Origin of the sequence: Pseudomonas syringae group sp. 247E2, assembly GCF_032587795.1 — a bacterium.
GTDB lineage: Bacteria > Pseudomonadota > Gammaproteobacteria > Pseudomonadales > Pseudomonadaceae > Aquipseudomonas > Aquipseudomonas amygdali.
The window spans coordinates 210,359-236,406 of the sequence record NZ_JAWHPK010000037.1; the positions used below are offsets into that span (position 1 = coordinate 210,359).

A 26,048-nucleotide genomic window follows, 5' to 3' on the forward strand; every position below is an offset into this window, starting at 1 on the left:
ACCGGTTTACCCTGTTAAAACAGTGTGACCCTTCTCACGCTCTCTCTATTCAGGCTGCCGGTAATCATGGATCGATTCAACGCCATGCGCGTATTCACCCGTATCGTCGAGCTGGGCGGTTTCGCCAGGGCGGCCGAGAGCCTGCATATGCCCCGTGCATCCGTGACGATTCTGATCAAACAACTGGAAGCTCACCTGGGCGTGCAGCTCTTGCAACGCACTACGCGTCAGGTCAGCACCACGCCTGACGGCAAGGCCTACTACCAGCGCTGCGTAAGCCTGCTGGCCGATCTGGATGACGCCGAAGCTTCCTTCTCTGCGGCAGGTGCCGAGCCCAAGGGGTTGCTGCGTGTTGACCTGCCAGTGAGCCTGGGGCGCATGATCGTGATACCCGCGTTGCCTGAATTTGCCCGGCGCTACCCGCAGATCCGGCTGGAAATCGGCATGAGCGACAGACCGGTCGACCTGATCCGCGAGGGCGTGGACTGTGTCTTGCGCGCCGGAGCAGCATTGGACGAAACGCTGGTCGCCAGGCCGCTGGGCAGCCTGACCCAGATCACTTGCGCCAGTCGCGATTACCTGCAGCGATACGGTATGCCGCTAAATCTGCCGGACCTCGCGCAACATCAGGTAATCGAATATTTCTCGACCAGCACCGGCAAACGCTATGGTCTGGAGTTCATGGCCGGTGGCGTGGAGGTCGATCAAGCGTTGGCCTGTTCTATTTCGGTCAACAGTGCCGACGGTTATGTAGCGGCTTGCGAGGCGGGTTTCGGCCTGATACAGGTGCCGCGTTACCATGTCGCCGCACAATTGCGCAGCGGCATACTGGTCGAGGTGCTGCGGTTGCATCGTCCGCCGCCGCTGGCGTTGACGGTGCTTTACCCACCTCATCGCCAGCTGTCACGACGGATCAGGGTATTCGTCGATTGGCTGGTGGAATTATGTGCCCACCCAGATATCAGGGACAGACTGGTTTCCTGAGAAAATTCGGAATTATCCTATATAGGACACGGCACACTTTCGTGTTTAACTTCCGGTTCTTTTATTCATCTCAAAAAAGGAATGTGTTTCATGGCTCAAGTAACCCTCAAAGGCGGCCCTGTTCAAGTCAATGGCAAGCTGCCTGAAGTCGGCAGCAAGGCACCTGCCTTCACGCTGGTGGGTGAAGGTCTTGCCGACAAGACCCTGGCTGACTTCGCTGGCAAGCGCAAGGTGCTGAACATTTTTCCGAGCGTCGATACACCGACCTGTGCAACGTCGGTACGCAAATTCAACGCCCAGGCAAACGAGCTGAGCAATGCTGTTGTTCTGTGTATCTCTGCTGACCTGCCGTTTGCCCAGTCCCGCTTCTGCGGCTCCGAGGGTCTGGAAAACGTCAAGAACCTGTCTTCTTTCCGCGCTGCCGATTTCAGCGAGCATTACGGCGTTGCAATTGCAGACGGTCCACTGAAAGGTCTGACCGCTCGTGCGGTGGTTGTTCTGGACGAAAACGACAAAGTGCTGCACAGCGAACTGGTAACAGAGATCGCTAACGAACCCGACTACGACGCTGCATTGGCTGTGCTTAAGTAACTTTCCGCAACACTTCGACGGCCTGAATCCGCTCAGGCCGTTTTTTTGTTTGTGCTTCATACGTTTATCGAAAGTAAGTGCTTGGTAAAGGCGCTTTGCTTGTAACGCATCTGTGCTTATTGTTCAGCCTTCTGAAGAAGCCCCCACCTGTAATGGTTGATTTATTCATGCAATCGTCTGGCTCTCGTAAATCCCGTCGCTGGTTGATCAGTTTGTTGATCCTGTTGGTCATTGTTGCCCTGTGCTGGTGGCTCTGGCCTGCCTCCACTCCCGGCAAAGGGGCCGAGAGCAAGAAGCATGGTGCAGGTGGCATGGCGCGGCCTGGCTTCGGTGCATCGGCTGTCGCTGTCCCGGTGCGGGTCGCCCCGGCAACCGAAGGCGATTTCCCTATCTACTACAAGGCGCTTGGCACGGTAACGGCGATGAATACCATCAATGTGCGCAGCCGTGTGGCGGGAGAGCTGGTCAAGCTCTATTTCCAGGAAGGGCAGATGGTCAAGGCGGGTGACCTGCTGGCGGAAATCGATCCGCGCAGCTATCAGGTGGCATTACAGCAGGCCGAAGGTACGCTGGCCACCAATCAGGCGCTGCTCAAGAATGCTCAGCTCGACGTACAGCGTTACCGTGGGCTTTTTGCCGAGGACAGCATTGCCAAGCAGACCCTCGACACTGCCGAGTCGCTGGTCAATCAGTACAAAGGCACGATCAAGACCAATCAGGCTGCCGTGGCTGACGCGAAGCTGAGCCTGGACTTCACACGCATTCGTGCGCCTATTGCAGGTCGTGTCGGCCTCAAACAGCTGGATGTCGGCAACCTGGTTGCCGCCAACGACACCACGGCGCTGGTGGTGATTACCCAGACCCAGCCCATTTCGGTCGCCTTCACGCTCCCGGAAAAGGACCTGTCGAAAGTCATTTCCCGATACCGCACCGGCGACAAGTTGCCCGTCGAAGCCTGGGACCGTGGCGATACGAAAATGCAGGCTTCCGGTGTACTCGCCAGCCTCGATAACCAGATCGATGTGACGACCGGCACACTGAAGTTCAAGGCCCGTTTCGATAACGGTGACGAGATCCTGTTCCCCAACCAGTTCGTCAATGTGCGTCTGCGCGCCGATACGTTGAAACAGGTGACACTGGTGCCAACGGCTGCCGTGCAGTTCGGCACCGACGGGACCTTTGTCTATGTCCTGGACGGTGACAAGAAGGTCAAACTCAAATTGTTGAAGACCGGCCCGAGCGACGAGACATCGACGGTGATCACCGAAGGTCTGGCAGCCGGCGAACGGGTCGTGCTTGAAGGCACCGACCGTCTGCGCGACGGCGCTGAAGTCGAGGTCGTCAACGACAGCAAGGATGTACCGGCGGGTCCGGTTCAGAAGCTGCAGGGCAAGCCTGACAGCAAGACTGACAAGTCGGCAGCACTCGGCAAGGTGGAAAAACCAAACGTATGAACATGTCGCGCCTGTTCATCCTGCGTCCGGTTGCCACCACGCTGAGTATGCTGGCAATCGTCCTGGCGGGTCTGATCGCCTACACCTTGCTGCCGGTGTCGGCGCTGCCTCAGGTCGACTATCCGACCATTCGGGTGATGACGCTGTATCCCGGTGCCAGTCCGCAGGTCATGACCAGCTCCGTCACTGCGCCTCTTGAGCGTCAATTCGGGCAGATGCCCGGTTTGACCCAGATGGCCTCGACGAGCTCGGGCGGCGCGTCGGTCATTACTTTGCGTTTCAGCCTCGAAATCAATATGGATGTGGCTGAGCAGCAGGTCCAGGCCGCGATCAACGCGGCCACCAACCTTCTGCCTACCGATCTTCCGGCACCGCCGGTCTATAACAAGGTCAACCCGGCAGACACGCCGGTTCTGACCCTGGCGATTACCTCGAAAACCATGCTGCTGCCCAAGCTCAATGATCTGGTCGATACACGCATGGCGCAGAAAATCTCGCAGATCAGCGGTGTCGGCATGGTCAGCATTGCCGGCGGCCAGCGTCAGGCTGTGCGGATCAAGGTCAATCCGGAAGCGCTGGCCGCCAACAGCCTGAACCTGTCTGATGTGCGGACCCTGATCGGCGCGTCCAACGTCAACCAGCCCAAGGGTAACTTCGACGGGCCAACCCGGGTTTCGATGCTGGATGCCAACGACCAGTTGAAGTCTCCAGAGGAGTACGCCAACCTTATTCTGGCCTACAAGGATGGCGCTCCCCTGCGTCTGAAGGATGTGGCCGAAATCGTCGACGGTGCCGAAAACGAACGTCTGGCGGCCTGGGCCAATCGGAGTCAGGCGGTGCTGCTGAACATTCAGCGCCAGCCGGGCGCCAACGTGATCGAAGTGGTCGACCGGATCAAGGCATTGCTGCCGTCAATCACCGAGAACCTTCCGGCCGGCCTCGACGTCGTGGTCCTGACGGACCGCACTCAGACGATCCGCGCGTCGGTGACCGATGTTCAGCACGAACTGTTGATCGCGATTATCCTGGTGGTGCTGGTAACCTTCCTGTTCCTGCGTCGTTTCAGCGCGACGATCATTCCCTCTATCGCCGTCCCGCTGTCACTGGTAGGCACCTTCGGCGTCATGTACCTGGCGGGCTTCTCGGTCAACAACCTCACGCTGATGGCCATGACCATCGCGACCGGTTTCGTTGTTGATGACGCCATCGTGATGCTGGAAAACATCTCCCGGCATATCGAGGAGGGCGAAACACCTCTGCAGGCCGCCCTGAAGGGCGCGAAACAGATCGGTTTCACCCTGATTTCCCTGACCCTGTCGCTGATTGCAGTACTGATCCCGCTGTTATTCATGGCTGATGTGGTCGGGCGGCTGTTTCGCGAGTTCGCGATAACCCTGGCAGTCGCCATCCTGATATCGCTGGTGGTATCGCTGACCCTGACGCCCATGATGTGCGCGCGGTTGCTCAAGCGCGAGCCAAAGGAAGAAGAGCAGAGCCGTTTCTATCGTGCCAGCGGTGCCTGGATCGACTGGCTGATCGATATCTACGCGGGCGGGTTGCGCTGGGTGCTCAGGCATCAACCACTGACCCTGTTGGCGGCATTGGCCACTCTGGCACTGACTGTGCTGCTGTACATCGTTGTGCCCAAGGGCTTCTTTCCGGTGCAGGACACCGGCGTGATCCAGGGTATTTCGGAAGCGCCACAGTCGGTCTCCTTTGCTGCCATGAGCCAGCGTCAGCAGGCGCTGGCTGACATCATTCTCAAAGACCCTGCAGTGGTCAGTCTGTCTTCCTACATTGGTGTTGACGGTGATAACGCAACGCTCAACAGCGGGCGTCTGCTGATCAACCTCAAGCCCCACGCAGAGCGTGACCTCACCGCATCCGAGGTGATCCAGCGCCTGCAGCCAGAGGTAGACAAGCTTTCGGACATTCGTCTGTTCATGCAGCCGGTGCAAGACCTGACCATTGAAGACCGGGTCAGTCGTACTCAGTACCAGTTCAGCATGTCATCGCCCGACGCCGAGCTGCTGACGCTGTGGAGCGAAAGGCTGGTCGAGGCGCTCGGCAAACGGTCCGAGTTGACGGATGTGGCCAGCGACCTGCAGGACAAGGGCCTGCAGGTATATCTGAACATCGATCGTGATGCGGCCAGTCGGGTAGGGGTCACCGTTGCAAATATTACCGATGCGCTGTACGACGCATTCGGTCAGCGACAGATTTCCACCATCTATACCCAGGCCAGCCAGTACCGCGTGGTGCTGCAAGCCGCGTCGGGCAGTGAGCTCGGTCCTGCCGCACTTGAGCAGATCCACGTCAAGACCACCGATGGCGCACAGGTAAAACTGTCGAGCCTGGCACGCGTCGAGCAGCGTCAGGCGCAGTTGGCCATCGCTCACCTCGGGCAGTTTCCGGCAGTGATGATGTCGTTCAACCTTGCGCCCGGCGTTGCATTGGGCAAGGCCGTGCAGGTCATCGAACAGGTTGAGCAGGACATCGGCATGCCGATTGGTGTGCAGACCCAGTTTCAGGGCGCTGCCGAGGCATTTCAGGCATCGTTGTCGAGCACGTTGCTGCTGATTCTGGCGGCTGTAGTGACCATGTACATCGTGCTGGGCGTGCTCTACGAGAGCTATATCCACCCGATCACCATCCTCTCGACACTGCCGTCGGCAGCAGTGGGTGCCTTGCTGGCCTTGCTGATCAGCGGAAATGATCTGGGGATGATCGCGATCATCGGTATCATTTTGCTGATCGGCATCGTCAAGAAGAACGCGATCATGATGATCGACTTCGCGCTCGACGCAGAGCGCAACCGGGGTGTTGCACCGGAAACGGCGATCTACGAAGCGGCGCTGCTGCGTTTCCGGCCGATTCTCATGACCACCCTGGCAGCATTGTTCGGCGCCATTCCGTTGATGCTTGCCAGCGGCTCCGGCGCAGAGTTGCGCCAGCCACTGGGGCTGGTGATGGTCGGCGGTCTGCTGGTCAGCCAGGTACTGACGCTGTTTACCACGCCGGTCATCTATCTGTATTTCGACCGGCTTGGCCGTCGCTGGAGTCGCAGGCCTGCCGACCCGGACCGGCTGGAACGGGCTGACGCATGAACCTGTCCGCACCGTTTATCCGTCGCCCGGTTGCGACCGTACTGCTGAGCCTGGCGATCCTGCTGCTGGGCGCGGTCAGCTTCCGCTTGTTGCCGGTCGCGCCGTTGCCGAATATGGACTTCCCGGTGATTGTGGTGTCCGCCAGTCTGGCGGGTGCCAGCCCCGAGGTAATGGCCTCCACTGTGGCCACTCCGCTGGAGCGTTCGCTGGGCAGTATTGCCGGGGTCAATACCATGACCAGCAATTCAAGCCAGGGCACGACACGGATCATTCTGCAGTTCGATCTCAATCGCGACATCAATGGCGCGGCGCGGGAAGTGCAGGCGGCAATCAATGCTTCACGCAACCTGCTGCCCAGCGGTATGCGCAGCATGCCGACCTACAAGAAGGTCAACCCGTCCCAGGCGCCGATCATGGTCCTGTCTATGACGTCGACGGTGCTGGAAAAAGGTCAGCTTTACGACCTGGCATCCACCATCCTGTCACAGAGCCTGTCGCAGGTTTCCGGGGTCGGCGAAGTGCAGATCGGCGGCAGTTCGCTGCCAGCGGTGCGTATCGAGCTGGAGCCACAGATGCTCTCCCAGTACGGCGTATCGCTTGACGACGTGCGTACCGCGATTACCGGTGCGAACGTGCGGCGGCCAAAGGGTTTTGTGGAGGATGATCAGCATAACTGGCAGGTTCAGGCCAACGACCAGCTGGAAACCGCAAAGGACTATGCGCCGCTGATCATTCGCTACAAGGATGGGGCGACCTTGCGCCTCAAGGACGTCGCGAAAGTCAGCGATGCCGTGGAAGATCGCTACAACAGCGGGTTTTATAACAATGACCGGGCGGTGTTACTGGTCGTCAACCGCCAGGCGGGTGCCAACATCATTGAAACCGTGGCGCAGATCAAGGCGCAATTGCCAGCCCTGCGGGCCGTGCTGCCTGCCAGCGTGAGCCTCAACGTCGCGATGGATCGCTCGCCGGTGATCAAGGCGACGCTTCACGAGGCAGAGATGACCCTGCTGATTGCCGTGGTTCTGGTGGTGATGGTGGTATTTCTGTTTCTCGGCAGTTTTCGCGCATCGCTGATCCCCACTCTGGCGGTTCCGGTATCGCTGGTAGGCACCTTTGCGATCATGCACCTGCTCGGTTTTTCCCTGAACAATCTGTCGTTGATGGCCTTGATCCTCGCCACCGGACTTGTGGTGGACGATGCAATCGTGGTGCTGGAAAACATTTCCCGGCACATTCACAACGGTCTCGACCCCATGAAAGCGGCCTTTCTGGGGGCCAAAGAGGTGGGCTTCACCTTGCTGTCGATGAACGTCTCGCTGGTGGCGGTGTTCATTTCCATTCTGTTCATGGGTGGGCTGGTCGAAAGTCTGTTTCGCGAGTTTTCCATTACCTTGTCGGTGTCGATCGTCGTCTCGCTGATCGTATCCCTGACCCTGACGCCGATGTTGTGCGCGCGCTGGCTCAAACCCCACGATTCGGGCAAGGACAATGCCTTTCAGCGCTGGAGCGAGCGGGTCAACGACCGCATGGTCGCTGGCTATGACCGCTCGCTCGGCTGGGTCATGCGGCATCGCAGGCTGACACTGCTCAGCCTGCTGATTACCGTTGTGGTGAATGTCGCGCTGTATGTGGTGGTGCCCAAGACCTTTCTGCCACAGCAGGACACCGGGCAACTGATGGGTTTTGTACGCGGTGACGACGGTCTTTCGTTCTCGGTCATGCAGCCGAAAATGGAAATCTTTCGCCGTTCGATTCTGGCAGACCCTGCGGTGGAGAGCGTTGCCGGTTTTATCGGCGGTAGCGGTGGCACCAATAACGCCTTCATGATCGTACGCCTCAAGCCGATTGCCGAGCGCAAGCTGTCTGCCGAAAAAGTGGTCGAGCGCCTGCGCAAGAACATGCCGCATGTGCCCGGTGGCAGACTATTTCTGGCGCCTGATCAGGACCTGCAACTGGGGGGTGGTCGCGAGCAGACCAGTTCGCAGTATCAGTACATTGTGCAAAGTGCAGACCTGAGCAGCCTGCGGCTGTGGTATCCGAAGATCGTTGCGGCGCTCAAATCGATTCCGGAGCTGACGGCCATTGACGCCAGGGAAGGGCGTGGGGCGCAGCAAGTGACCCTGGTGGTCAATCGTGATACGGCCAAACGGCTGGGCATCGATATGAACACGGTCACGGCGGTGCTCAACAATGCCTACAGCCAGCGTCAGGTCTCGACCATCTATGACAGCCTTAACCAGTACAAGGTGGTGATGGAGGTCAATCCCAAATACGCTCAGGACCCGGCGACGCTCGAGCAGGTTCAGGTGATTACTGCCGACGGGCAGCGCGTGCCGCTGTCGAGCATTGCTCATTACGAGCGCAGTCTGGCGAATGATCGGGTTTCGCATGACGGTCAGTTCGCTGCCGAAAACATTTCCTTTGATCTGGCCGAAGGTGCCAGCCTCGACAAGGCGACGGTGGCTATCGAGCGCGCAATTGCCGCCATCGGACTGCCGTCCGACATCATTTCCAAGATGGCCGGGACCGCCAACGCCTTCGCCTCAACCCAGAAAAGCCAGCCCTGGATGATTCTCGGTGCGTTGCTGGCGGTGTATCTGGTGCTGGGGATTCTTTATGAAAGCTACATCCATCCATTGACGATACTCTCGACACTGCCATCGGCAGGCGTGGGTGCATTGCTGACGATCTATGTGCTTGGCAGCGAATTCAGCCTGATCTCCCTGTTAGGGCTGTTCCTGCTGATTGGCGTGGTTAAGAAGAACGCAATCATGATGATCGACCTGGCCCTGCACCTTGAACGTGATCAGGGAATGACGCCGCAAGAGTCGATACGCAGTGCATGCCTGCAACGCCTGCGCCCCATTCTGATGACCACGATGGCCGCCATTCTGGGTGCATTGCCGCTGCTGCTAAGTACCGCGGAGGGCGCTGAAATGCGCAAGCCGCTGGGCCTGACCATTATTGGTGGGCTGATCTTCAGCCAGATCCTGACCCTCTACACCACCCCGGTGGTTTACCTTTATCTCGACCGTCTGCGCCATCGTTACAATAAATGGCGTGGCGTGCGTACCGATGCTGCTCTGGAAACCCCGCTATGACCGAACGCCTGGCCTTTATATCCCGCCCGACAGGGCTGATTCGTCCACTCGCGCTGGGGCTCTGCGTTGTGCTGCTCAGCGCTTGCGCTGTTGGTCCGGATTACCAGAAACCGTCGATGGCCGCGCCTGCGAAGTTCAAGGCCGCTGAAGGCTGGCGTGCAGCTACACCCAGTGATGCGATGGCCAAAGGTGCGTGGTGGGAGGTGTACAGGGATCCGCAACTGAATGCGCTGGTCGAACGGCTCAACACCTCCAACCAGACCGTCGCCCAGTACGATGCGCAGTACCGGCAGGCACAAGCACTGGTGCGTAGCTCCAGAGGCGCATTTCTGCCGACACTGGATCTGACCACCGGCAAGACCCGCTCGGGGCAGGGCACAGGCACATCCAATACCGGTACGAATACCGGCGCCTCGGGAATTCGCAACAGTTACAACGCTCAACTGGGCGTCAGTTGGGAAGCCGATGTGTGGGGCAAGTTGCGCCGTGGGCTGGAGGCTGACACCGCCAGTGCGCAGGCAAGTCTTGCGGACCTGGCAGCGATGCGCCTCAGCCTGCAATCGGAGCTGGTGCAGAATTATCTGCAATTGCGGGTCATTGACGAACAGAAACGTCTGCTGGAATCCACTGTGGACACCTATCAGCGCTCTCTGACCCTCACCCAGAATCAATACCGCGCCGGTATTTCAGGAAGTGACGCTGTCGCCCAGGCGCAGACACAGTTGAAAAGCACTCAGGCCGACCTGATCGATCTGGCCTGGCAGCGTGCACAATTCGAGAACGCCATAGCCGTGCTGATGGGTATGGCGCCCGCTGACTTCAATCTGCCGGCCAGCACTTCGATTCCGCAATTGCCGCAGATCCCGCCAGGGCTGCCGTCACAGTTGCTTGAACGCCGACCGGACATTGCCGCGGCCGAACGCTCGGTCATGGCGGCCAATGCCAACATCGGCGTCGCCAAGGCCGCTTACTACCCAGACTTCACGCTGAGCATGAGCGGCGGTTACAGCAGCAGTACGTTCGCCAACTGGATCAGCCTGCCCAACCGCTTCTGGTCGGTAGGGCCGCAACTGGCGTTGACGTTGTTCGACGGTGGCAGGCGGACGGCGGAAGTTGATCGTACCGAGGCCGTGTACGACCAGACTGTCGCCCAGTACCGGCAGACCGTGCTGAATGGTTTTCAGGAAGTCGAAAATTACCTCGTTCAACTCAAGGTCTACGAGCAGGAGGCCGCCGTGCGCCAGGAAGCGCTGGTATCGGCTCGCGACTCGTTGCGCCTGACCAACAACCAGTACAAGGCCGGGCTGATCGGTTATCTTGACGTCGTCAACGTACAGGCCACTGCTTTGAGCAATGAACGCAGTGTGCTGAACGTCCTGCAAAGTCGCTTGATTGCCAGCGTTCAGTTGATTGCCGCATTGGGTGGCGGCTGGAATGCCGAAACAGGTTTGACCCTCAGGGAGTGAGTGCTTCACGGAGCAAAGGCGTTTTTTCTTGAACTGTTCGTGATAAATGAAAAATCAATAGCTAGTTGCCATCTTTTCGACCAGATACCGCGACATTTGGCAGCTATTGCGTACAATCATCCCCCGCAGTATCGGCATGGACGCGCTCATTGGGCTCCAGGTGCGTTTATGTTGATTGGCAGCTACACCCCGTCGCTCGTCGTGGTCTCCGTTCTCGTCGCAATTGTTGCTGCGTACACTGCTCTCGATCTGGTTGGCCGTATTGTTTCGGCCAGGGGCCGCGCCGTTTATGTATGGATTGCGGGCGGCGCATTCGCAATGGGCGTTGGCAGTTGGTCGACGCACTTCATCGGTATGCTGGCATTCGTCCTGCCTATCGACGTTGGCTATGATGTGCCGTTGGCGCTGTTGTCCTTGCTGATCGCAATACTGTCTTCCGGTTTCGCGCTGTGGCTGGCCGCCCGGCCGCTGTTATCCGCCGCGCAGATTGGCCTGGGTGGGTTGTTGCTGGGGCTTGGCATCAGCGCCATGCATTACACCGGCATGGCGGCAATGCGCATGCAACCCGGCATCGAATACACGCCCTGGTTGTTTGCGCTTTCCCTGGCGATCAGCATTGCCGCCTCTGCGGCGGCGTTATGGATAGCGTTTCGTCTTCGCCAGCAAAGGCCCAGGGTATACCTGATGCGTGCGGTAGCGGCAATTCTGCTGGGAACGGCCATCATCGGTATGCATTACACCGGCATGGCGGCGGCCACCTTTGCCGATGGCAGCTTTTGTGGTGCGTTGCCCGATGGATTGAGCAGCAATGGACTGGACAGGATTGTTCTGGTCGCCAGTCTTTCGATACTGGGTATCGCGCTGTTCAGTTGTATTCTCGACTCCCACCTCGAGACACGTACCGCTGTCCTGGCCAATTCCCTGACTGAAGCCAATCAGGAGCTTACCCACCTGGCTCTGCATGACAACCTCACCGGGCTGCCGAACCGTGTGTTGTTGACGGATCGCATCGAGCAGGCGATGAAGAAAGTCAGCGAAAGCGGCGGCTGCTTTGCGTTGATGTTCATGGACCTGGATGGTTTCAAACCGGTGAATGACGCATTCGGCCACCATACCGGGGACTTGCTGTTGCGGCAGGTCGCTTTGCGTCTTCGTAACAACCTGCACCGGCACGACACGCTGGCAAGGATCGGTGGTGATGAATTCGTGCTGCTGGTCGAACTGCATGACCCGCAGGATGCGTTGGCTGTCGCAACGCGTCAGGTCAATGAAATAGGCAATCCGTTTACCATCGGCGAGCATCAATTGCAGATCTCGCTGAGCATCGGCATCTGCATGTACCCGGGCAATGGCAATACCCAGCACGAACTTCTGATCAACGCCGATGCCGCCATGTATCACACCAAAGCGGCCGGCAAGAACGGCTACAGCTTTTTCGATGCGTCGATGAACAGCAACGCACGCAATCAGCTGCAGATGTCTCAGGACTTGCGCAAGGCGATCAAGCACAGGCAGTTCTGTATCTATTACCAGCCCAAGTTCGACGCTTTGACCGGATTGCCACTCGGCGCAGAAGCGCTATTGCGCTGGAACCATCCGGAACAAGGCGTTATGGGCCCCGATCAGTTCATCGCCATGGCAGAGAAAACCGGGCTGATCATTCAGATCGGCGAGTGGGTACTGGATGAGGCTTGCCGACAGATGCGTGAGTGGTACACCCAGGGCTACGCGCACTGGCGCATTGCGGTGAACCTGTCAGCGTTGCAGTTCTGTCATGCCGGGCTGGTCACTGCGGTGGCGGATACCCTGGCCAGACATCAGCTCCCGGCCAACTGCCTGACCCTGGAAATCACCGAGACTACGGCCATGCATGACGCCGATGCCAGCCTGGCGGTGTTGCAAAGGCTGTCGGAAATGGGCGTGGATCTATCGATTGACGATTTTGGCACCGGTTACTCCAGCCTTATGTACCTGAAGCGCCTACCCGCCAATGAAATCAAGATTGATCGAGGTTTTGTGCGTGACCTTGAGCATGACACCGACGATGCCGCCATCGTGTCGGCCATCGTTGCGGTAGGGCAGGCGTTGAACCTGCGGATCGTCGCCGAAGGCGTAGAAACAGCGGTTCAGAAGCGCTTCCTGACGCACTTGGGATGTCACTCCCTGCAAGGCTTCCTGCTCGGTTATCCTTTGCCGGCTGAGCAATTTCTCGACGAAATTCGCGCCGCCGAGGCGAAAGTGGCAATCGACGTGCCCGATGTTGGGCAACCGGCTTTCTGAAGCGCATGGATGGCGCTGGACGGCAAAGGCTGGCACGATCAGAAACGTCTGGCTAACCTGCGGGTGTTAGCTGCGCCTTGATGCTGGCTTCAGAGAAAAATCATGGAAAAAGTCCTCATTATTACCGGTGGCTCGCGCGGAATCGGCGCAGCCACTGCGCGTCTGGCCGCTGTACAGGGCTATCGGATCTGTATCAATTATCTGTCTGACCATGCCGCAGCCGAAAAGACGGCAGGTCAGGTCAGGGCCTTGGGTGCTCAGGCGATCACCTTGCAGGCCGACGTCAGCAACGAAGACGAGATCATGCGCCTGTTCTCCAGGGTCGATTCGGAACTCGGCCGCGTTACCCATCTGGTCAACAATGCAGGCACGCTCGCTCAGGCTTCTAGAGTCGAGGACATGTCCGAATTCCGCATGCTTAAAATGATGATGAGCAACGTCGTCGGGCCGATGCTGTGCAGCAAACATGCCTTGTTACGCATGCTGCCGAGTCACGGCGGGCACGGTGGCAGCATCGTCAACGTATCCTCGCTCGCGGCCCGTCTGGGCTCGGCAGGCGAATATGTAGACTACGCGGCTTCGAAAGGCGCGCTGGACACGTTCACCATCGGGCTTTCCAAGGAAGTGGCCGGGGAGAACATTCGCGTCAACGCAGTGCGGCCAGGGTTCATCTTCACCGACTTTCACGCCCTGAGCGGCGATCCGTTCCGCGTCAGCAAACTCGAGGGCGCACTGCCAATGGGCCGTGGCGGTACGGCGGAGGAAGTGGCCGAGGCCATTCTCTGGTTGCTGTCGGACAACGCGTCGTATGCCACTGGAACGTTCATCGATCTGGCGGGCGGGCGCTGAAGGCGTGCATGATCTGGCAAGCGCCTTCAGACACCGCTTACTGATCCGTCACACTGTTACAGGTGGCGCATTGGCGGGCGGATCGCCTACCGGCGTCTGATTGGGTGGCGGCGTTGAGGGCGGTGGCTCCTGCTCGGGTACTGGCTCGGGCAGAACAGGGTCGTCGATGTTTGGATCAGGTACTTCTACAGGATTGGGTAGAGTCATGGTTGCTGCCTCCTTGTTGACCCTTTTTACGACCCCCCGGCCTGATTGATGATTCAATTGATTTGAACCGGATAACCCTTGCCCGATTGTTCTGCCCTGCGTTTGGCTCATGTTCAATGCGCCCACCTGACAACCTCAAAACCTTTGAACTTTACCTTCGTTGACCGCTCGGAACCTAGGCAGCTGAATTCGACGAGTCTTCTGCATTTCGCGATTGTCCGCTGCCATACCGTCAATTTTTCCATTGCATGGAATGCACAGGAGCGTCCCTGGGGCGTGAGGAGTGATGCTCGATGAGTGAACAGCCATACGGTCCGGATTCCCTGGCCACCGATGTACCGCACCCAACCCAACCCTTGTCACTGACCCAGGCGCTGCAATTGCCCCGCATCGTGATCGAAGACACGTTGCCAGTGATCGACGGTGGCCTGTTTGCGGCCAAGGCGATCATCGGGCAACCGGTCACCGTGACCAGCAAGGTCTACGCCGACGGGCACGACAAGATGGCGGTCAATATCCGCTGGCGTGCTGCCGATGAGGACACCTGGCATAGCGCGCCAATGCACGAACTGGGCAATGACAGCTGGGTCGGTGAGTTCACCCCGACTTCGGTCAGTCGCTATGTGTTTCGCCTTGAAGCCTGGATCGATCAGTTCGGCAGCTATCGTTATGAACTGGACAAAAAGTTCGGCGCTGGCGTGCATGTCGACCTGGAACTGGAAGAGGGGCGCATTCATCTGGTGCATGCCGCTGAGCGCAGCCAGCACGAGCAGCGCCAGCAGATTGAAAGCCTGCTAGGTCAGCTGGAGCAGGGCGATAAAGACGAGAAAGTCGCGTTGCTGTTGCACAGCGAAACCGCAAACCTGATGAAGCTGGCTGATAATCAGGCCTTCCTGAGTCGTAGCGTTGAATTTCCGCTGGATGTCGAGCGTGAGCTGGCGCAGTTCGCCAGCTGGTACGAGCTGTTTCCTCGCTCGATCACTGATGACCCTGCGCGCCACGGCACCTTCAACGATGTCCATTCGCGTCTGCCGATCATCCGCGACATGGGTTTCGACGTGTTGTACTTCCCGCCGATTCACCCTATCGGCCGTGCCCATCGCAAGGGGCCGAACAACTCTCTGACCGCAGGGCCGGATGATCCGGGCAGCCCGTACGCAATTGGCAGCGAGGATGGCGGCCATGAAGCCATTCACCCGCAGTTGGGCAGCCGTGAAGACTTCCGTAACCTGGTGAAGGCTGCGGCCGATCACGGGCTGGAAATCGCACTGGACTTCGCCATTCAATGTTCGCAGGACCACCCTTGGCTCAAGCAGCATCCGGGCTGGTTCTCATGGCGTCCGGACGGCACGATCCGCTATGCGGAAAACCCGCCGAAGAAGTATCAGGACATCGTTAACGTCGATTTCTACGCGCCTGATGCCATTCCTGGTCTGTGGCTGGAATTGCGTGACATCGTTCTGGGCTGGGTGAATGAAGGCGTGAAGATTTTCCGCGTCGATAATCCGCACACCAAGCCGCTGCCTTTCTGGCAGTGGATGATTGGCGAGGTGCGCAATCAGCATCCTGAGGTCATGTTCCTTGCCGAAGCGTTCACCAAGCCTGCCATGATGGCGCGGCTGGGCAAGGTCGGTTACAGCCAGAGCTACACGTATTTCACATGGCGCAACACCAAGGCAGAGCTGTCCGAGTATTTCACCCAGCTAAACGACGTGCCTTGGCGTGATTGCTATCGCCCGAACTTTTTCGTCAACACACCTGATATCAACCCGCGCTTCCTGCACGAGTCTGGCCGTCCTGGATTTCTGATCCGTGCAGCGCTGGCCACCATGGGCTCCGGGCTGTGGGGCATGTATTCGGGGTTTGAGTTGTGTGAAGCGGCACCGATTCCCGGCAAGGAAGAGTATCTGGACTCGGAAAAGTACGAGATTCGCGTTCGGGACTATGCCGCACCGGGCAACATCATTGCCGAGATCGCCCAGCTTAACCGCATTCGCAGGCAGAACCCCGCGCTGCAAACGCACTTGGGCTTGAAACTGTATAACGCGTGGAATGACAACATTCTGTACTTCGGCAAGCGTTCGGCGGATGGCAGCAACTTCATTCTGATTGCCGTCAACCTTGACCCCTTCAACGCACAGGACGCAGATTTCGAGCTGCCGCTGTGGGAAATGGGCCTGCCGGATGACGCGGCGACGTCGGGTGAAGACCTGATGACCGGACACCGCTGGACCTGGTACGGCAAGTATCAGCACACGCGTCTTGATCCATCACAACCGTTTGGAATCTGGCGTATCCAGGCTGCGCAATAACACTCCCAAGGAGTCAATAATGGCCAAGAAGCCCGGTGACGCGACATTCATCAAAGACCCGCTCTGGTACAAGGATGCGGTGATTTACCAGGTTCATGTGAAATCGTTCTTCGATTCCAATAACGACGGGATCGGCGATTTCGCGGGCTTGATCGAAAAGCTCGACTACATTGCCGCGCTGGGGGTCAACACCATCTGGTTGCTGCCGTTCTACCCGTCGCCGCGCCGGGACGATGGCTACGATATTTCCGAATACCGCGATGTGCATAGCGATTACGGCACCATGGCCGATGCCAAGCGCTTCATTGCCCAGGCGCACAAGCGTGGCCTGCGGGTGATCAGTGAGCTGGTTATCAACCATACGTCCGACCAGCACCCGTGGTTTCAGAAAGCGCGTCATGCCAAGCCCGGCTCCAAGGCACGGGATTTCTATGTCTGGTCGGACACCGACCAGAAATACGACGGCACGCGGATCATTTTTCTCGACACAGAAACGTCCAACTGGACCTGGGACCCGGTCGCCGGTCAATACTTCTGGCACCGTTTTTACTCCCACCAACCAGACCTGAACTTCGATAACCCGCATGTACTTGATGCGGTGCTTGAAGTCATGCGCTTCTGGCTGGACCTGGGCATTGACGGTTTGCGTCTGGACGCTATCCCGTACCTGATCGAACGCGATGGCACCAATAACGAGAACCTTCCGGAAACCCATCAGGTGCTCAAGCGTATTCGCGCCGAGATCGATGCGAACTACCCGGACCGCATGCTGCTGGCCGAGGCCAATCAATGGCCGGAAGACACCCAGCTGTATTTCGGCGACAGCAAGGGGCCGGATGGAGACGAATGTCACATGGCGTTTCACTTCCCGCTGATGCCGCGCATGTACATGGCGCTGGCGCAGGAAGACCGCTTTCCGATCACCGATATTCTGCGCCAGACACCGGAAATTCCGGAGAATTGCCAGTGGGCGATTTTCCTCCGCAACCACGACGAGCTGACCTTGGAAATGGTGACGGATCGTGAGCGTGATTACCTCTGGAATTACTATGCCGCTGACCGCCGCGCGCGGATCAACCTGGGTATTCGTCGACGCTTGGCACCACTGGTTGATCGGGACCGCCGCCGGGTCGAACTGTTGAACAGCATGCTGTTGTCGATGCCCGGCACGCCGACGCTGTATTACGGCGACGAGATCGGCATGGGCGATAACATCTACCTGGGCGACCGGGACGGTGTGCGCACGCCCATGCAATGGTCGATCGACCGCAACGGCGGCTTTTCGCGGGCCGACCCGGCCAGCCTGGTATTGCCGCCGATCATGGACCCGATGTACGGCTTTCAGTCGGTCAACGTCGAAATTCAGGAGCGTGACCCGCACTCGCTGCTGAACTGGAATCGACGCATGCTGGCGGTGCGCAAACAGCAGAAGGCATTCGGGCGTGGCACGCTGAAAATGCTCTCGCCGTCGAACCGCCGCATTCTTGCGTATACCCGCGAGTACACGGCACCCGATGGTCACAGCGAAGTGGTGTTGTGTGTTGCCAACGTTTCCAGCGCCGCTCAGGCTGCAGAGCTTGAGCTGTCGGCTTACGCAGGCACAGTGCCGGTGGAAATGCTCGGTGGCAGCGCATTTCCGCCTATCGGGCAGTTAAGCTATTTGCTGACGCTCCCGCCGTATGGTTTTTACTGGTTTTTACTGGCTTCGGAGAATCAAATGCCCAGTTGGCACGTTGAACCCGCGCAGAGCATGCCGGACTTCCCGACTCTGGTGCTCAAGAAGCGCCTTGAGGAGTTGCTCGAAGAGCCGCTGCGCAGCACCATGGAAAAAACGTCACTGGCTGTTTACTTGCCAAAACGCCGCTGGTTCGCAGGCAAGGGCAAGGACATAGAGCAGGTCAATATCGCGTATGCGGTGCGTTTCGGCGATGAGGCGCACCCTGTGTTGCTCAGCGAAATAGAAGTGACTGCAGACGGCCAGACCGATCGCTATCAGCTGCCATTCGGCTTGCTCGCCGAAGACGACATCAGCAGCGCGTTGCCACAGCAACTGGCACTTGCCAGAGTGCGGCGTAATCGTGATGTAGGGCTGATCACCGATGCGTTTACCCTGGAAACCTTCATTCGTGCAGTGATTCAGGGCATGCAGTCGGATACGGTCATCCCCTGCGCTGACGGCGAGTTGCGTTTCGAGCAAAGTTCGCAGCTGGCACCGCTCGCCCTCACCGCAGAGTCGGAAGTGCGCTACCTGTCTGCCGAGCAGTCGAACAGCTCGGTGGTCGTCGGTGGCAGCCTGGTGCTCAAACTGATTCGTAAAGTCAGTGCCGGGACGCACCCGGAGCTGGAAATGGGTGCTTTCCTGACCAACGCTGGCTTCAAGAATATCTCGCCGTTGCTGGGCTCTGTGGTGCGTGTCGGCAACGACGGAAAACCGAATCTGCTGATGATTGCCCAAGGCTACCTGAGCAATCAGGGTGACGCTTGGGAGTGGACACAGAACAATCTGGAACGCGCAGTACGCGATGAGTTGGCGCATGGCGTTTCCGGCCAGGAACAGCATTACAATGCGTTGCTGGAGCTGGCGGACTTTTCGCGTAGCCTTGGTCAGCGTCTCGGTGAAATGCACCAGATTCTGGCGTCGCCTACCGACAATGCAGACTTCGCTGTTGAAGTCACCAGCAGTCAGGACAGCAAGGCCTCCGGAACCAGCGTCAATGCTCAGCTTGAGCGCGCCTTGCAACTGCTTGAGCAGCGCAAGGGCGATCTGGAACAGGACGATCAGCAACTGGTCAGCGATTTGCTTGCACAGCGCAAGCAGATTCGTCAGCGCGTCGAAGGTCTGGCCAAGCGCTCGGCAGGTGGCCTGCGGATTCGCGTGCATGGTGACTTGCACCTCGGGCAAGTGCTGGTGGTCAAAGGCGATGCCTACCTGATCGATTTCGAGGGTGAACCGGCCCGCGCACTTGAAGAACGCCGTGCCAAGCACAGCCCGTTCAAGGATGTCAGCGGTGTTTTGCGCTCGTTTGACTACGCTGCCGCCATGGCAGTACGCAGCGCACAAAGCGTCGATACCTCGCCTGAGGCTGCCGGTGCTCGCAAACGTGTCGCCGAGACCTACCTGGCGCAGGCGCGGGAAGCCTTTATCGAAGGTTATCGCTCGGCAACGAGCGGAATGGCTCATGCCTGGAAAGATGCAAAAGGGGAGGACGCCGCACTGGAATTGTTCACTCTTGAAAAAGCTGCTTATGAAGTGATCTACGAAGCCGAGAATCGTCCAGCCTGGTTGGCCGTTCCCTTGCAAGGCTTGCGTGGGTTGCTGCAACCGTCTGATGGAGAGCCAATATGAATGCGCCTCACAAAACCGGCACAGGCCGCCGCGCGATTCCCGCTGCTGCGGACCTCGACGCGCTGATCCGCGCGGAACACCGTGATCCTTTCTCGATCCTGGGTCCGCACGGTGACGGCGGCAGCGGGCAATACGTTCGTGCCTATCTGCCCGCTGCGTTGAGCGTGCGTCTGCTGGCCAAAGATGATGGTCGCGAGCTGGGCGAGATGGAAATGAGCGAGGTGCCGGGGTTTTTCGTCGGTCATCTCGAGCAGCCACAGCCTTACCTGCTGAAAATCCAATGGGCTGGCGGCGAGCAGATCACCGAGGACCCTTACAGCTTCGGTCCGCTGCTGGGCGAGATGGACCTTTATCTGTTTGCCGAAGGCAACCACCGCGACCTGAGCAGTTGCCTGGGCGCGCAAGTGACCAACGTCGATGGCGTCGACGGTGTGCGCTTTGCGGTCTGGGCGCCGAATGCCCGCCGTGTGTCGGTGGTCGGCAGTTTCAACAGCTGGGATGGTCGTCGTCACCCGATGCGCCTGCGTCACCCGACCGGCGTATGGGAGATTTTCGTTCCGCGTCTGCAGCCCGGTGAAGTCTACAAATACGAGATCCTCGGTGCCCACGGGATTCTACCGCTGAAAAGCGACCCTATGGCTCTGGCCACTACGCTGCCGCCCGACACCGCGTCAAAGGTCTCTGCGCCACTGCAATTCGAGTGGAACGACCAGGAATGGCTGCAATCACGGACAGGCCGCCACGATGTTGCCGCGCCGCTGTCGATCTACGAACTGCACGCAGGCTCGTGGCAGATGGAGCAGCACGAAGACGGTCAATGGCGACAGTACAACTGGCGCGAGCTGGCTGACCGCTTGATTCCCTATGTGAAGGAACTCGGCTTCACCCACATTGAGCTGATGCCGATCATGGAGCACCCGTTCGGGGGGTCATGGGGCTATCAGTTGCTGGCCCAGTTTGCACCGACTGCTCGCTACGGTTCGCCGGAAGATTTCGCCGCGTTCGTTGACGCCTGTCATCGGGCTGAAATAGGCGTGATTCTTGACTGGGTGCCTGCGCATTTCCCGACCGATACCCACGGCCTGGCGCAGTTCGACGGCACCGCGCTGTACGAGTACGCCGACCCCAAGGAAGGCTTCCATCAGGACTGGAACACGCTGATCTACAACCTGGGGCGCACCGAAGTTCACGGCTTCATGCTGGCTTCGGCGTTGCACTGGCTCAAGCATTACCACATCGACGGTCTGCGCGTGGATGCGGTGGCGTCAATGCTGTACCGCGACTATTCGCGTAATGCAGGCGAATGGGTGCCAAATCGCTTTGGCGGACGCGAAAACCTCGAGGCAATCGACTTTCTGCGTCATTTGAACGACGTAGTTGCGCTGGAAGCCCCAGGGACCATGGTGATTGCGGAAGAGTCGACCGCGTGGCCGGGTGTCAGCGAGCCGACCCAGCAGGGTGGGCTGGGCTTCAACTACAAGTGGAACATGGGCTGGATGCATGATTCGCTGCAGTACATGGAGGAGGACCCGATCAATCGCGGACACCACCACGGCAAGCTGAGCTTCGGCCTGGTGTACGCGTGGTCAGAGCGCTTCGTACTGCCTATTTCCCATGACGAAGTGGTACACGGCAAACATTCGCTGATCGACAAGATGCCGGGTGACCACTGGCAGAAGTTCGCCAACCTGCGCGCTTATCTGTCGTTCATGTGGACGCACCCGGGCAAGAAACTGCTGTTCATGGGCTGTGAATTCGGTCAGTGGCGTGAGTGGAATCACGACCGTGAACTGGACTGGTACTTGATGAAATACGCTGAACATATTGGCGTGAAGAAGCTGGTCAGCGACCTGAACCGAATCTATCGTCAGGAAAAGGCGTTGCACCAGCGCGATGCTGATCCAGCGGGCTTCCAGTGGCTGATCGGCGACGACCAGGCCAATAGCGTGTTTGCCTACCTGCGCTGGAGCAATGATGGCGAGCCGCTGCTGGTGGTGGCCAACATGACGCCAGTGCCGCGCCTGGATTATCGTGTCGGCGCGCCGGTGTCAGGTGCATGGACTGAGTTGCTGAACAGCGACGCGGAAACCTACGCAGGTTCTAACATGGGCAATGGTGGGGAAGTGAACACCGAAGACGAGCCAGCACATGGGATGGAGGCTTCACTGAAACTGAACCTGCCGCCACTTGCCGTGCTGATCCTGAAACCAGTCAAGGTGTAAGCCAAAGTTTTATGCATTACCACACCAGCCTGATGCCCAGGCTGGTACTTGTTCCGACTGCGCCGTGGTCGTCCAGATCACGGAGGCAGTCAGCATTCCAGTGCACACTGGCGCTGTTGCTCAGTTTCGCAATCATTCCTGCGCCCAGGCTGCCCGTCGTTGACCGATGCTGAGCCCTGATCTGCTCTGCATGATCGAACGTAAGCGCGTCATGGCCACCCGCAGTGCGCCAAAAGCTGGCCCGTAGGTAGGGCTCTAGCGGTGCGCCTGCTACCTGATAGCTGCCCTTGAAACGCATACCAATACGCCCTGTGGTGTAAGCCTGGCTGTCGAATCCAAGATGGGCAATGCCGTCATGCTGGTCCTGAAGGTCTATGCGTTGGTAGATGATCTGTAGCTGAGGCTCTGCAACCCAGCGCTGTGAGAGTGGCAGCGGATACCCGGCCTCTGCAGACAGGCTCATCACATGGCCTTCAATGTCGACACCTGAGCCCCTGACGGAGCGGCTGCGGCCGTCCAGGCGAGTGCCCATCGCGACTGCGTCAACGTACCCGCCACCGGGTGTCGTCAGCGTCCAGTAGGCACCCAGGCTTTCCCCGTTCAGTTTCAGATGGCCTGTTTCGTAGTTTCTGAAACCTTCAGCAAAACCCTTCACCTTGCCATCCAGACGGTTATGCGCGACGAACAGCCCGACGCGCTGGCTCCACCCGTTTTCCAAGTGCCAGGCATACAGATCATGGCCGATCTGGTAGCCCTTGAATGAAGCGTCCAGGCTTGGGCTCACGTCTCCAGACCAGCGTTGCCTGAAGTCGCTGCCAAACACACGTGCCCATCCGGCAGGCGCCATGCCGTATTGGGCCAGTAGCGCCTGATCACCCTGGCGCTCATGAAAGGTGCCCAGTGAACTCTGGGTCAGTAATGCTGCTACGGGCGTCACTACCGAGTAATTGGCGACCTCGGGGCGATACAGGGCAATCGGCGCTGCGCCGCGAACAGGTTGCGGTAATGGCGGGGTTCCCGGGGCGGGTACTGGCAATGTAGCTGCGGGCAGGGAAGGCACCGGGCTGACCGGTGGATTGGGCGGTGCGGGCTGAGGCGCAGGCTCGGAGGTTGTTGGTGGCTCGGCTATAGGCTCAGGTTCAGGTGTCGGGATGGGTGACGGTGAAGGAGACGGTACTGGTTCAGGTGCTGGCTCGACAGGCGAGGGCGCTGGCTGCGGCGGAGAAATCATGGCAGAGCGCAGGAACCAGCTATTCTCTGAGCCGGCAGAGGCTCCTCCCTTGAACAGATAATATTGATAGGCACCAGCGGACAGTGGGTCTTGCAACGAAAACGCTGCATTGTCGCTGCTGGCACCCTCGATAGCTTGCACCACTTCGATGCCATTGCCTTGAGTCAAGGCACCCAGGCCGCCCGAACGGCTGACGGTTATCCGGGTTGAACCACTGATATGTCCCTGTGCAACTACCAGCGTGTCGCTGGCAGATGCGTCATCGCCAAGCGCCGACTGCAACAGCAGTCTCCCATCGCGACCGGTGTAATTGCCTCTCACAGTCAGTGTGTCGGTGAGCGAATGACCTGCGCCGATCAGGGCCAGCGTTCCGGCATTATCGAGCGTGGCTTGGGATGCCGGGTTAAACGGGACGACACTGCCGGAGGTTGAGGTCAGCCTACTGCCCGCGTCGATATTCAGCGCACCTGTATCGCTTGTGCTGTCGCCCAGCACCAGCGCCCCGGCCAGATCCAGCTGCGAGCCGTTGCTCAGGTTGACGGTCTCCCAGTTGCCATAGCGACCCGGCTGCAAAGACACAGTGTTATCAAACGTCAGCACGTCATTGCCAGGGCCGCCGTCAAGCAGCGGGTTGGCGCTCAGGTAATATTCGCTCAGGTTGTACAGCCGCGCCGCATCATCGCCGTCGGCCATCAACACACTGTTGCGGGCGTAGCCACCGTTCAGCCAATTGAAGCTGTCATTACCGGCGCTGGCACGAACTTCACCACGAATATCGCCACCGCTGAGGGTGATCAGGTCGTCGCCGCCGCTGACGCTGACATTGCCGCCCACAGAGCCGCCCAAGAGGGTGATCGTATCCCTGCCAAAGCCGGTTACCAGGTTGTTGATGATCGTGCCACCGGACATCTCGAACACGTTGTTGTCGAGCTTCATGTCAACTCGGCCAATGCTGCCGCCGGTCATCACCGCAACGTCGCCGTCCTCGAACGCACGAGTGATGGTGCCTCCGGTCATCAGAAAGGTATCTCGCCCGTCGCCCTGGGCCAGCGAGCCCAGCGTACCGCCGCTCATGAAAAAGTCGTCGGGATCGTCGCCCTGGTTCAGGCCGCCGCTGATCTCGCCCGCCGACAACGTGAATGAGTCGATTCCGGCACTCTGGGTGACGTTGCCGAGAATACGGCCTGACTGCATATCAACGCTGTCGATTCCTGACCCATAGCTGATATCGCCGGCGACCGTGCCTGTTCCGCCTTTGGGAAATATCAGAATGTGATTGCCGCTCAGACCGATAAATGGGCCGCTGATGTCACTGTCGCAGACTTGAACGCCGGACGACGTCGAGGACCCAAGTGCGCAGGCTCCCTCCGCACAGGACGGGATAATGGCCAGCATAATGAATGGCAGAACATTACGGGTGTGGTACAGATGAATACAACGGATTTTCATGACAGCTCTCCCGGCCAGGCAGGCAGCAGGGAGGCAATCGAAACGGATCAAGGCGCCAGACTGCCACGCTCAGTGACGTCGCCCCAAGGCTGGCGACGGTCGCTTTGCGGGCCTGTTTTCAAGGCCCGCAGTACGAAGTCAAGAGGTCGTTGGCCGATGCGTCAAGAAGTTGACCGACCGGTGGCGAGATTTAAACTTTTTCTACCAACTATTGGAATTACAAGTAAAAAACTTATGCGCTAAAAGTAGTGTTCATGCTGGATATGTTTGGTTGGCGGTGCGGCGTGATAACCAGATTGTCAGCGCCAGCGCGCACACCGACAGCAACGCCGCGTAAAAAAATATCCAGTCATAGCCCTGACCCAAGGCAATAGCCCCCATTACAGGGCCGGCAATTGCCAAGGCCAGATCGAAGAACACAGCGTAGGCACTCAGGCCTGCGCCTCGGCTGGGGGTAGGTACGCTTTTGATCGCTTCCACGCCCAGCGCCGGGTAGACCAGTGAAAGCCCCACACCGGTTAGTCCGGCCCCAGCCAGAGCAATGCCGCTGCTCGGTGAAAGCCAGAGCATCAGCAGTCCGCAGATCTCCACAGCCATGCAGACGATGGCCGCGTTGTAGCCGCCGAGGCGGTTGATGGCACCGATGAACAGCAGGCGGGCGAGGATAAAGCACACGCCAAACATGCTCAGGCAATAGGCCGCACCTTCCCAGCCGCGGCTTAGATAAAACAGGGTGATGAAGGTGGTCAGCGTGCCGTAGCCGATGGAGGACAACGTCAGTCCCAGACCATAAGGCGCGATCCGGCCGAACACTGACCAATAGGGCAGGCGCTCACCGACTACGACCGGTACCGATGGCTTGTTGCGGATCAGCCAAAGTGCCAGCCCTGCCATCACGATCAAGGCGATCCCCAGGCTGTTGAAACCCACGGCATCAATGACAATCACGCCCAGCGGTGCACCAATGGCTATCGCACCATAGGACGCGATGCCGTTCCACGAGATTGATCGGGCCGTATGTTCTGCGCCGAGTTTGCCGATGCACCAACTGATAGTGCCAACTCCGATAAGCCCTTGGGAAACGCCGAGAAACAGTCGCGCAACGATCAGAATCAACAGGCTCAACGTGGCGAACTCCTGAAGCAGCGTTGCCAGTAACGTCATGCTGCCACTGATGACGATGCCCCACAGTCCGAACACGATAGAGCGCTTGCTGCCCAGCGTGTCGGTCGCCCGGCCGGCAAAAGGTCGACTCAGCAGCGTTGCCAGGTATTGCGAGGCAATGGTCAGGCCTGCAATCAACGGGCTGAAACCCAGCTGGTCGTGAACATAGCCGGGCAGCACCGCAATAGGCAGGCCGATGCACAGGAAGGCGATGAAGGTGTATAAAACGATGGAAACGATCTGCAGGGTAATCGTCATGGAACCGGAGTGTGCGGCAGGCAT

The 26,048-nt window shown here is 58.8% G+C and carries 14 protein-coding genes; 11 read left to right on the forward strand and 3 right to left on the reverse strand.

Translation table 11 applies throughout. From position 1 onward, the window contains the following. The first annotated feature begins 66 nt into the window (after nt 1-66). The 8 genes from RYC18_RS25730 (at nt 67) to RYC18_RS25765 (ending at nt 13,835) form a co-directional block, all read left to right on the forward strand. The gene (locus RYC18_RS25730) at nt 67-984 is read left to right on the forward strand and encodes a LysR family transcriptional regulator (RefSeq protein ID WP_016982324.1); all 918 of its coding nucleotides are present in this window, start codon (nt 67-69) and stop codon (nt 982-984) included. 90 nt (nt 985-1,074) lie between these two features. After that, nucleotides 1,075-1,575, forward strand: a complete 501-nt coding sequence (gene tpx, locus RYC18_RS25735; protein ID WP_005743607.1) for a thiol peroxidase — start codon at nt 1,075-1,077, stop codon at nt 1,573-1,575. Between the two features lie 152 nt (nt 1,576-1,727). Further along, nucleotides 1,728-3,029 carry an MdtA/MuxA family multidrug efflux RND transporter periplasmic adaptor subunit gene (locus RYC18_RS25740; protein ID WP_010202672.1) on the forward strand — a complete coding sequence of 434 codons (1,302 nt, stop codon included), beginning with the start codon at nt 1,728-1,730 and terminating at the stop codon, nt 3,027-3,029. After that, the gene (locus RYC18_RS25745; RefSeq protein WP_005743610.1) at nt 3,026-6,136 is read left to right on the forward strand and encodes an MdtB/MuxB family multidrug efflux RND transporter permease subunit; all 3,111 of its coding nucleotides are present in this window, start codon (nt 3,026-3,028) and stop codon (nt 6,134-6,136) included. The genes RYC18_RS25740 and RYC18_RS25745 overlap by 4 nt, the downstream gene beginning before the upstream one ends. Continuing rightward, complete coding sequence (locus RYC18_RS25750; protein WP_316887019.1) at nt 6,133-9,240, forward strand: efflux RND transporter permease subunit; 3,108 nt, start codon at nt 6,133-6,135, stop codon at nt 9,238-9,240. Before RYC18_RS25745 ends, RYC18_RS25750 begins: the two co-directional genes overlap by 4 nt. After that, nucleotides 9,237-10,706, forward strand: a complete 1,470-nt coding sequence (locus tag RYC18_RS25755) for an efflux transporter outer membrane subunit (protein ID WP_316887020.1) — start codon at nt 9,237-9,239, stop codon at nt 10,704-10,706. Before RYC18_RS25750 ends, RYC18_RS25755 begins: the two co-directional genes overlap by 4 nt. 168 nt (nt 10,707-10,874) lie before the next feature. Beyond that, nucleotides 10,875-12,986, forward strand: a complete 2,112-nt coding sequence (locus RYC18_RS25760) for a putative bifunctional diguanylate cyclase/phosphodiesterase (RefSeq protein ID WP_117139912.1) — start codon at nt 10,875-10,877, stop codon at nt 12,984-12,986. 102 nt (nt 12,987-13,088) lie between these two features. Beyond that, the gene (locus RYC18_RS25765; protein WP_005743615.1) at nt 13,089-13,835 is read left to right on the forward strand and encodes an SDR family oxidoreductase; all 747 of its coding nucleotides are present in this window, start codon (nt 13,089-13,091) and stop codon (nt 13,833-13,835) included. A gap of 48 nt (nt 13,836-13,883) precedes the next feature. Here RYC18_RS25765 and RYC18_RS25770 read toward each other — a convergent pair whose 3' ends face one another. After that, the gene (locus RYC18_RS25770; RefSeq protein WP_080164653.1) at nt 13,884-14,042 is read right to left on the reverse strand and encodes a hypothetical protein; all 159 of its coding nucleotides are present in this window, start codon (nt 14,040-14,042) and stop codon (nt 13,884-13,886) included. A gap of 293 nt (nt 14,043-14,335) precedes the next feature. Between RYC18_RS25770 and RYC18_RS25775 the strand changes: the two genes are divergently transcribed. The 3 genes from RYC18_RS25775 to glgB are packed head-to-tail and all read left to right on the forward strand — an operon-like array spanning nt 14,336 to nt 21,922. Next, nucleotides 14,336-16,354 carry an alpha-1,4-glucan--maltose-1-phosphate maltosyltransferase gene (locus tag RYC18_RS25775; RefSeq protein WP_316887021.1) on the forward strand — a complete coding sequence of 673 codons (2,019 nt, stop codon included), beginning with the start codon at nt 14,336-14,338 and terminating at the stop codon, nt 16,352-16,354. Between the two features lie 19 nt (nt 16,355-16,373). Further along, nucleotides 16,374-19,700: a maltose alpha-D-glucosyltransferase gene (treS, locus tag RYC18_RS25780; RefSeq protein WP_005743618.1), complete on the forward strand. Its 3,327-nt coding sequence runs from the start codon at nt 16,374-16,376 to the stop codon at nt 19,698-19,700. Beyond that, nucleotides 19,697-21,922 (forward strand): 1,4-alpha-glucan branching protein GlgB, encoded by a 2,226-nt coding sequence (gene glgB / locus RYC18_RS25785; RefSeq protein WP_005743619.1) that lies wholly within the window; start codon nt 19,697-19,699, stop codon nt 21,920-21,922. The genes treS and glgB overlap by 4 nt, the downstream gene beginning before the upstream one ends. A 16-nt stretch (nt 21,923-21,938) precedes the next feature. Here glgB and RYC18_RS25790 read toward each other — a convergent pair whose 3' ends face one another. Both RYC18_RS25790 and RYC18_RS25795 read right to left on the reverse strand, forming a co-directional pair. Continuing rightward, nucleotides 21,939-24,602: an autotransporter outer membrane beta-barrel domain-containing protein gene (locus RYC18_RS25790; protein ID WP_005743620.1), complete on the reverse strand. Its 2,664-nt coding sequence runs from the start codon at nt 24,600-24,602 to the stop codon at nt 21,939-21,941. A 252-nt stretch (nt 24,603-24,854) separates the two neighbouring features. After that, entirely contained in the window at nt 24,855-26,048 is a 1,194-nt protein-coding gene (locus tag RYC18_RS25795) for an MFS transporter (RefSeq protein WP_005743621.1), read from the reverse strand.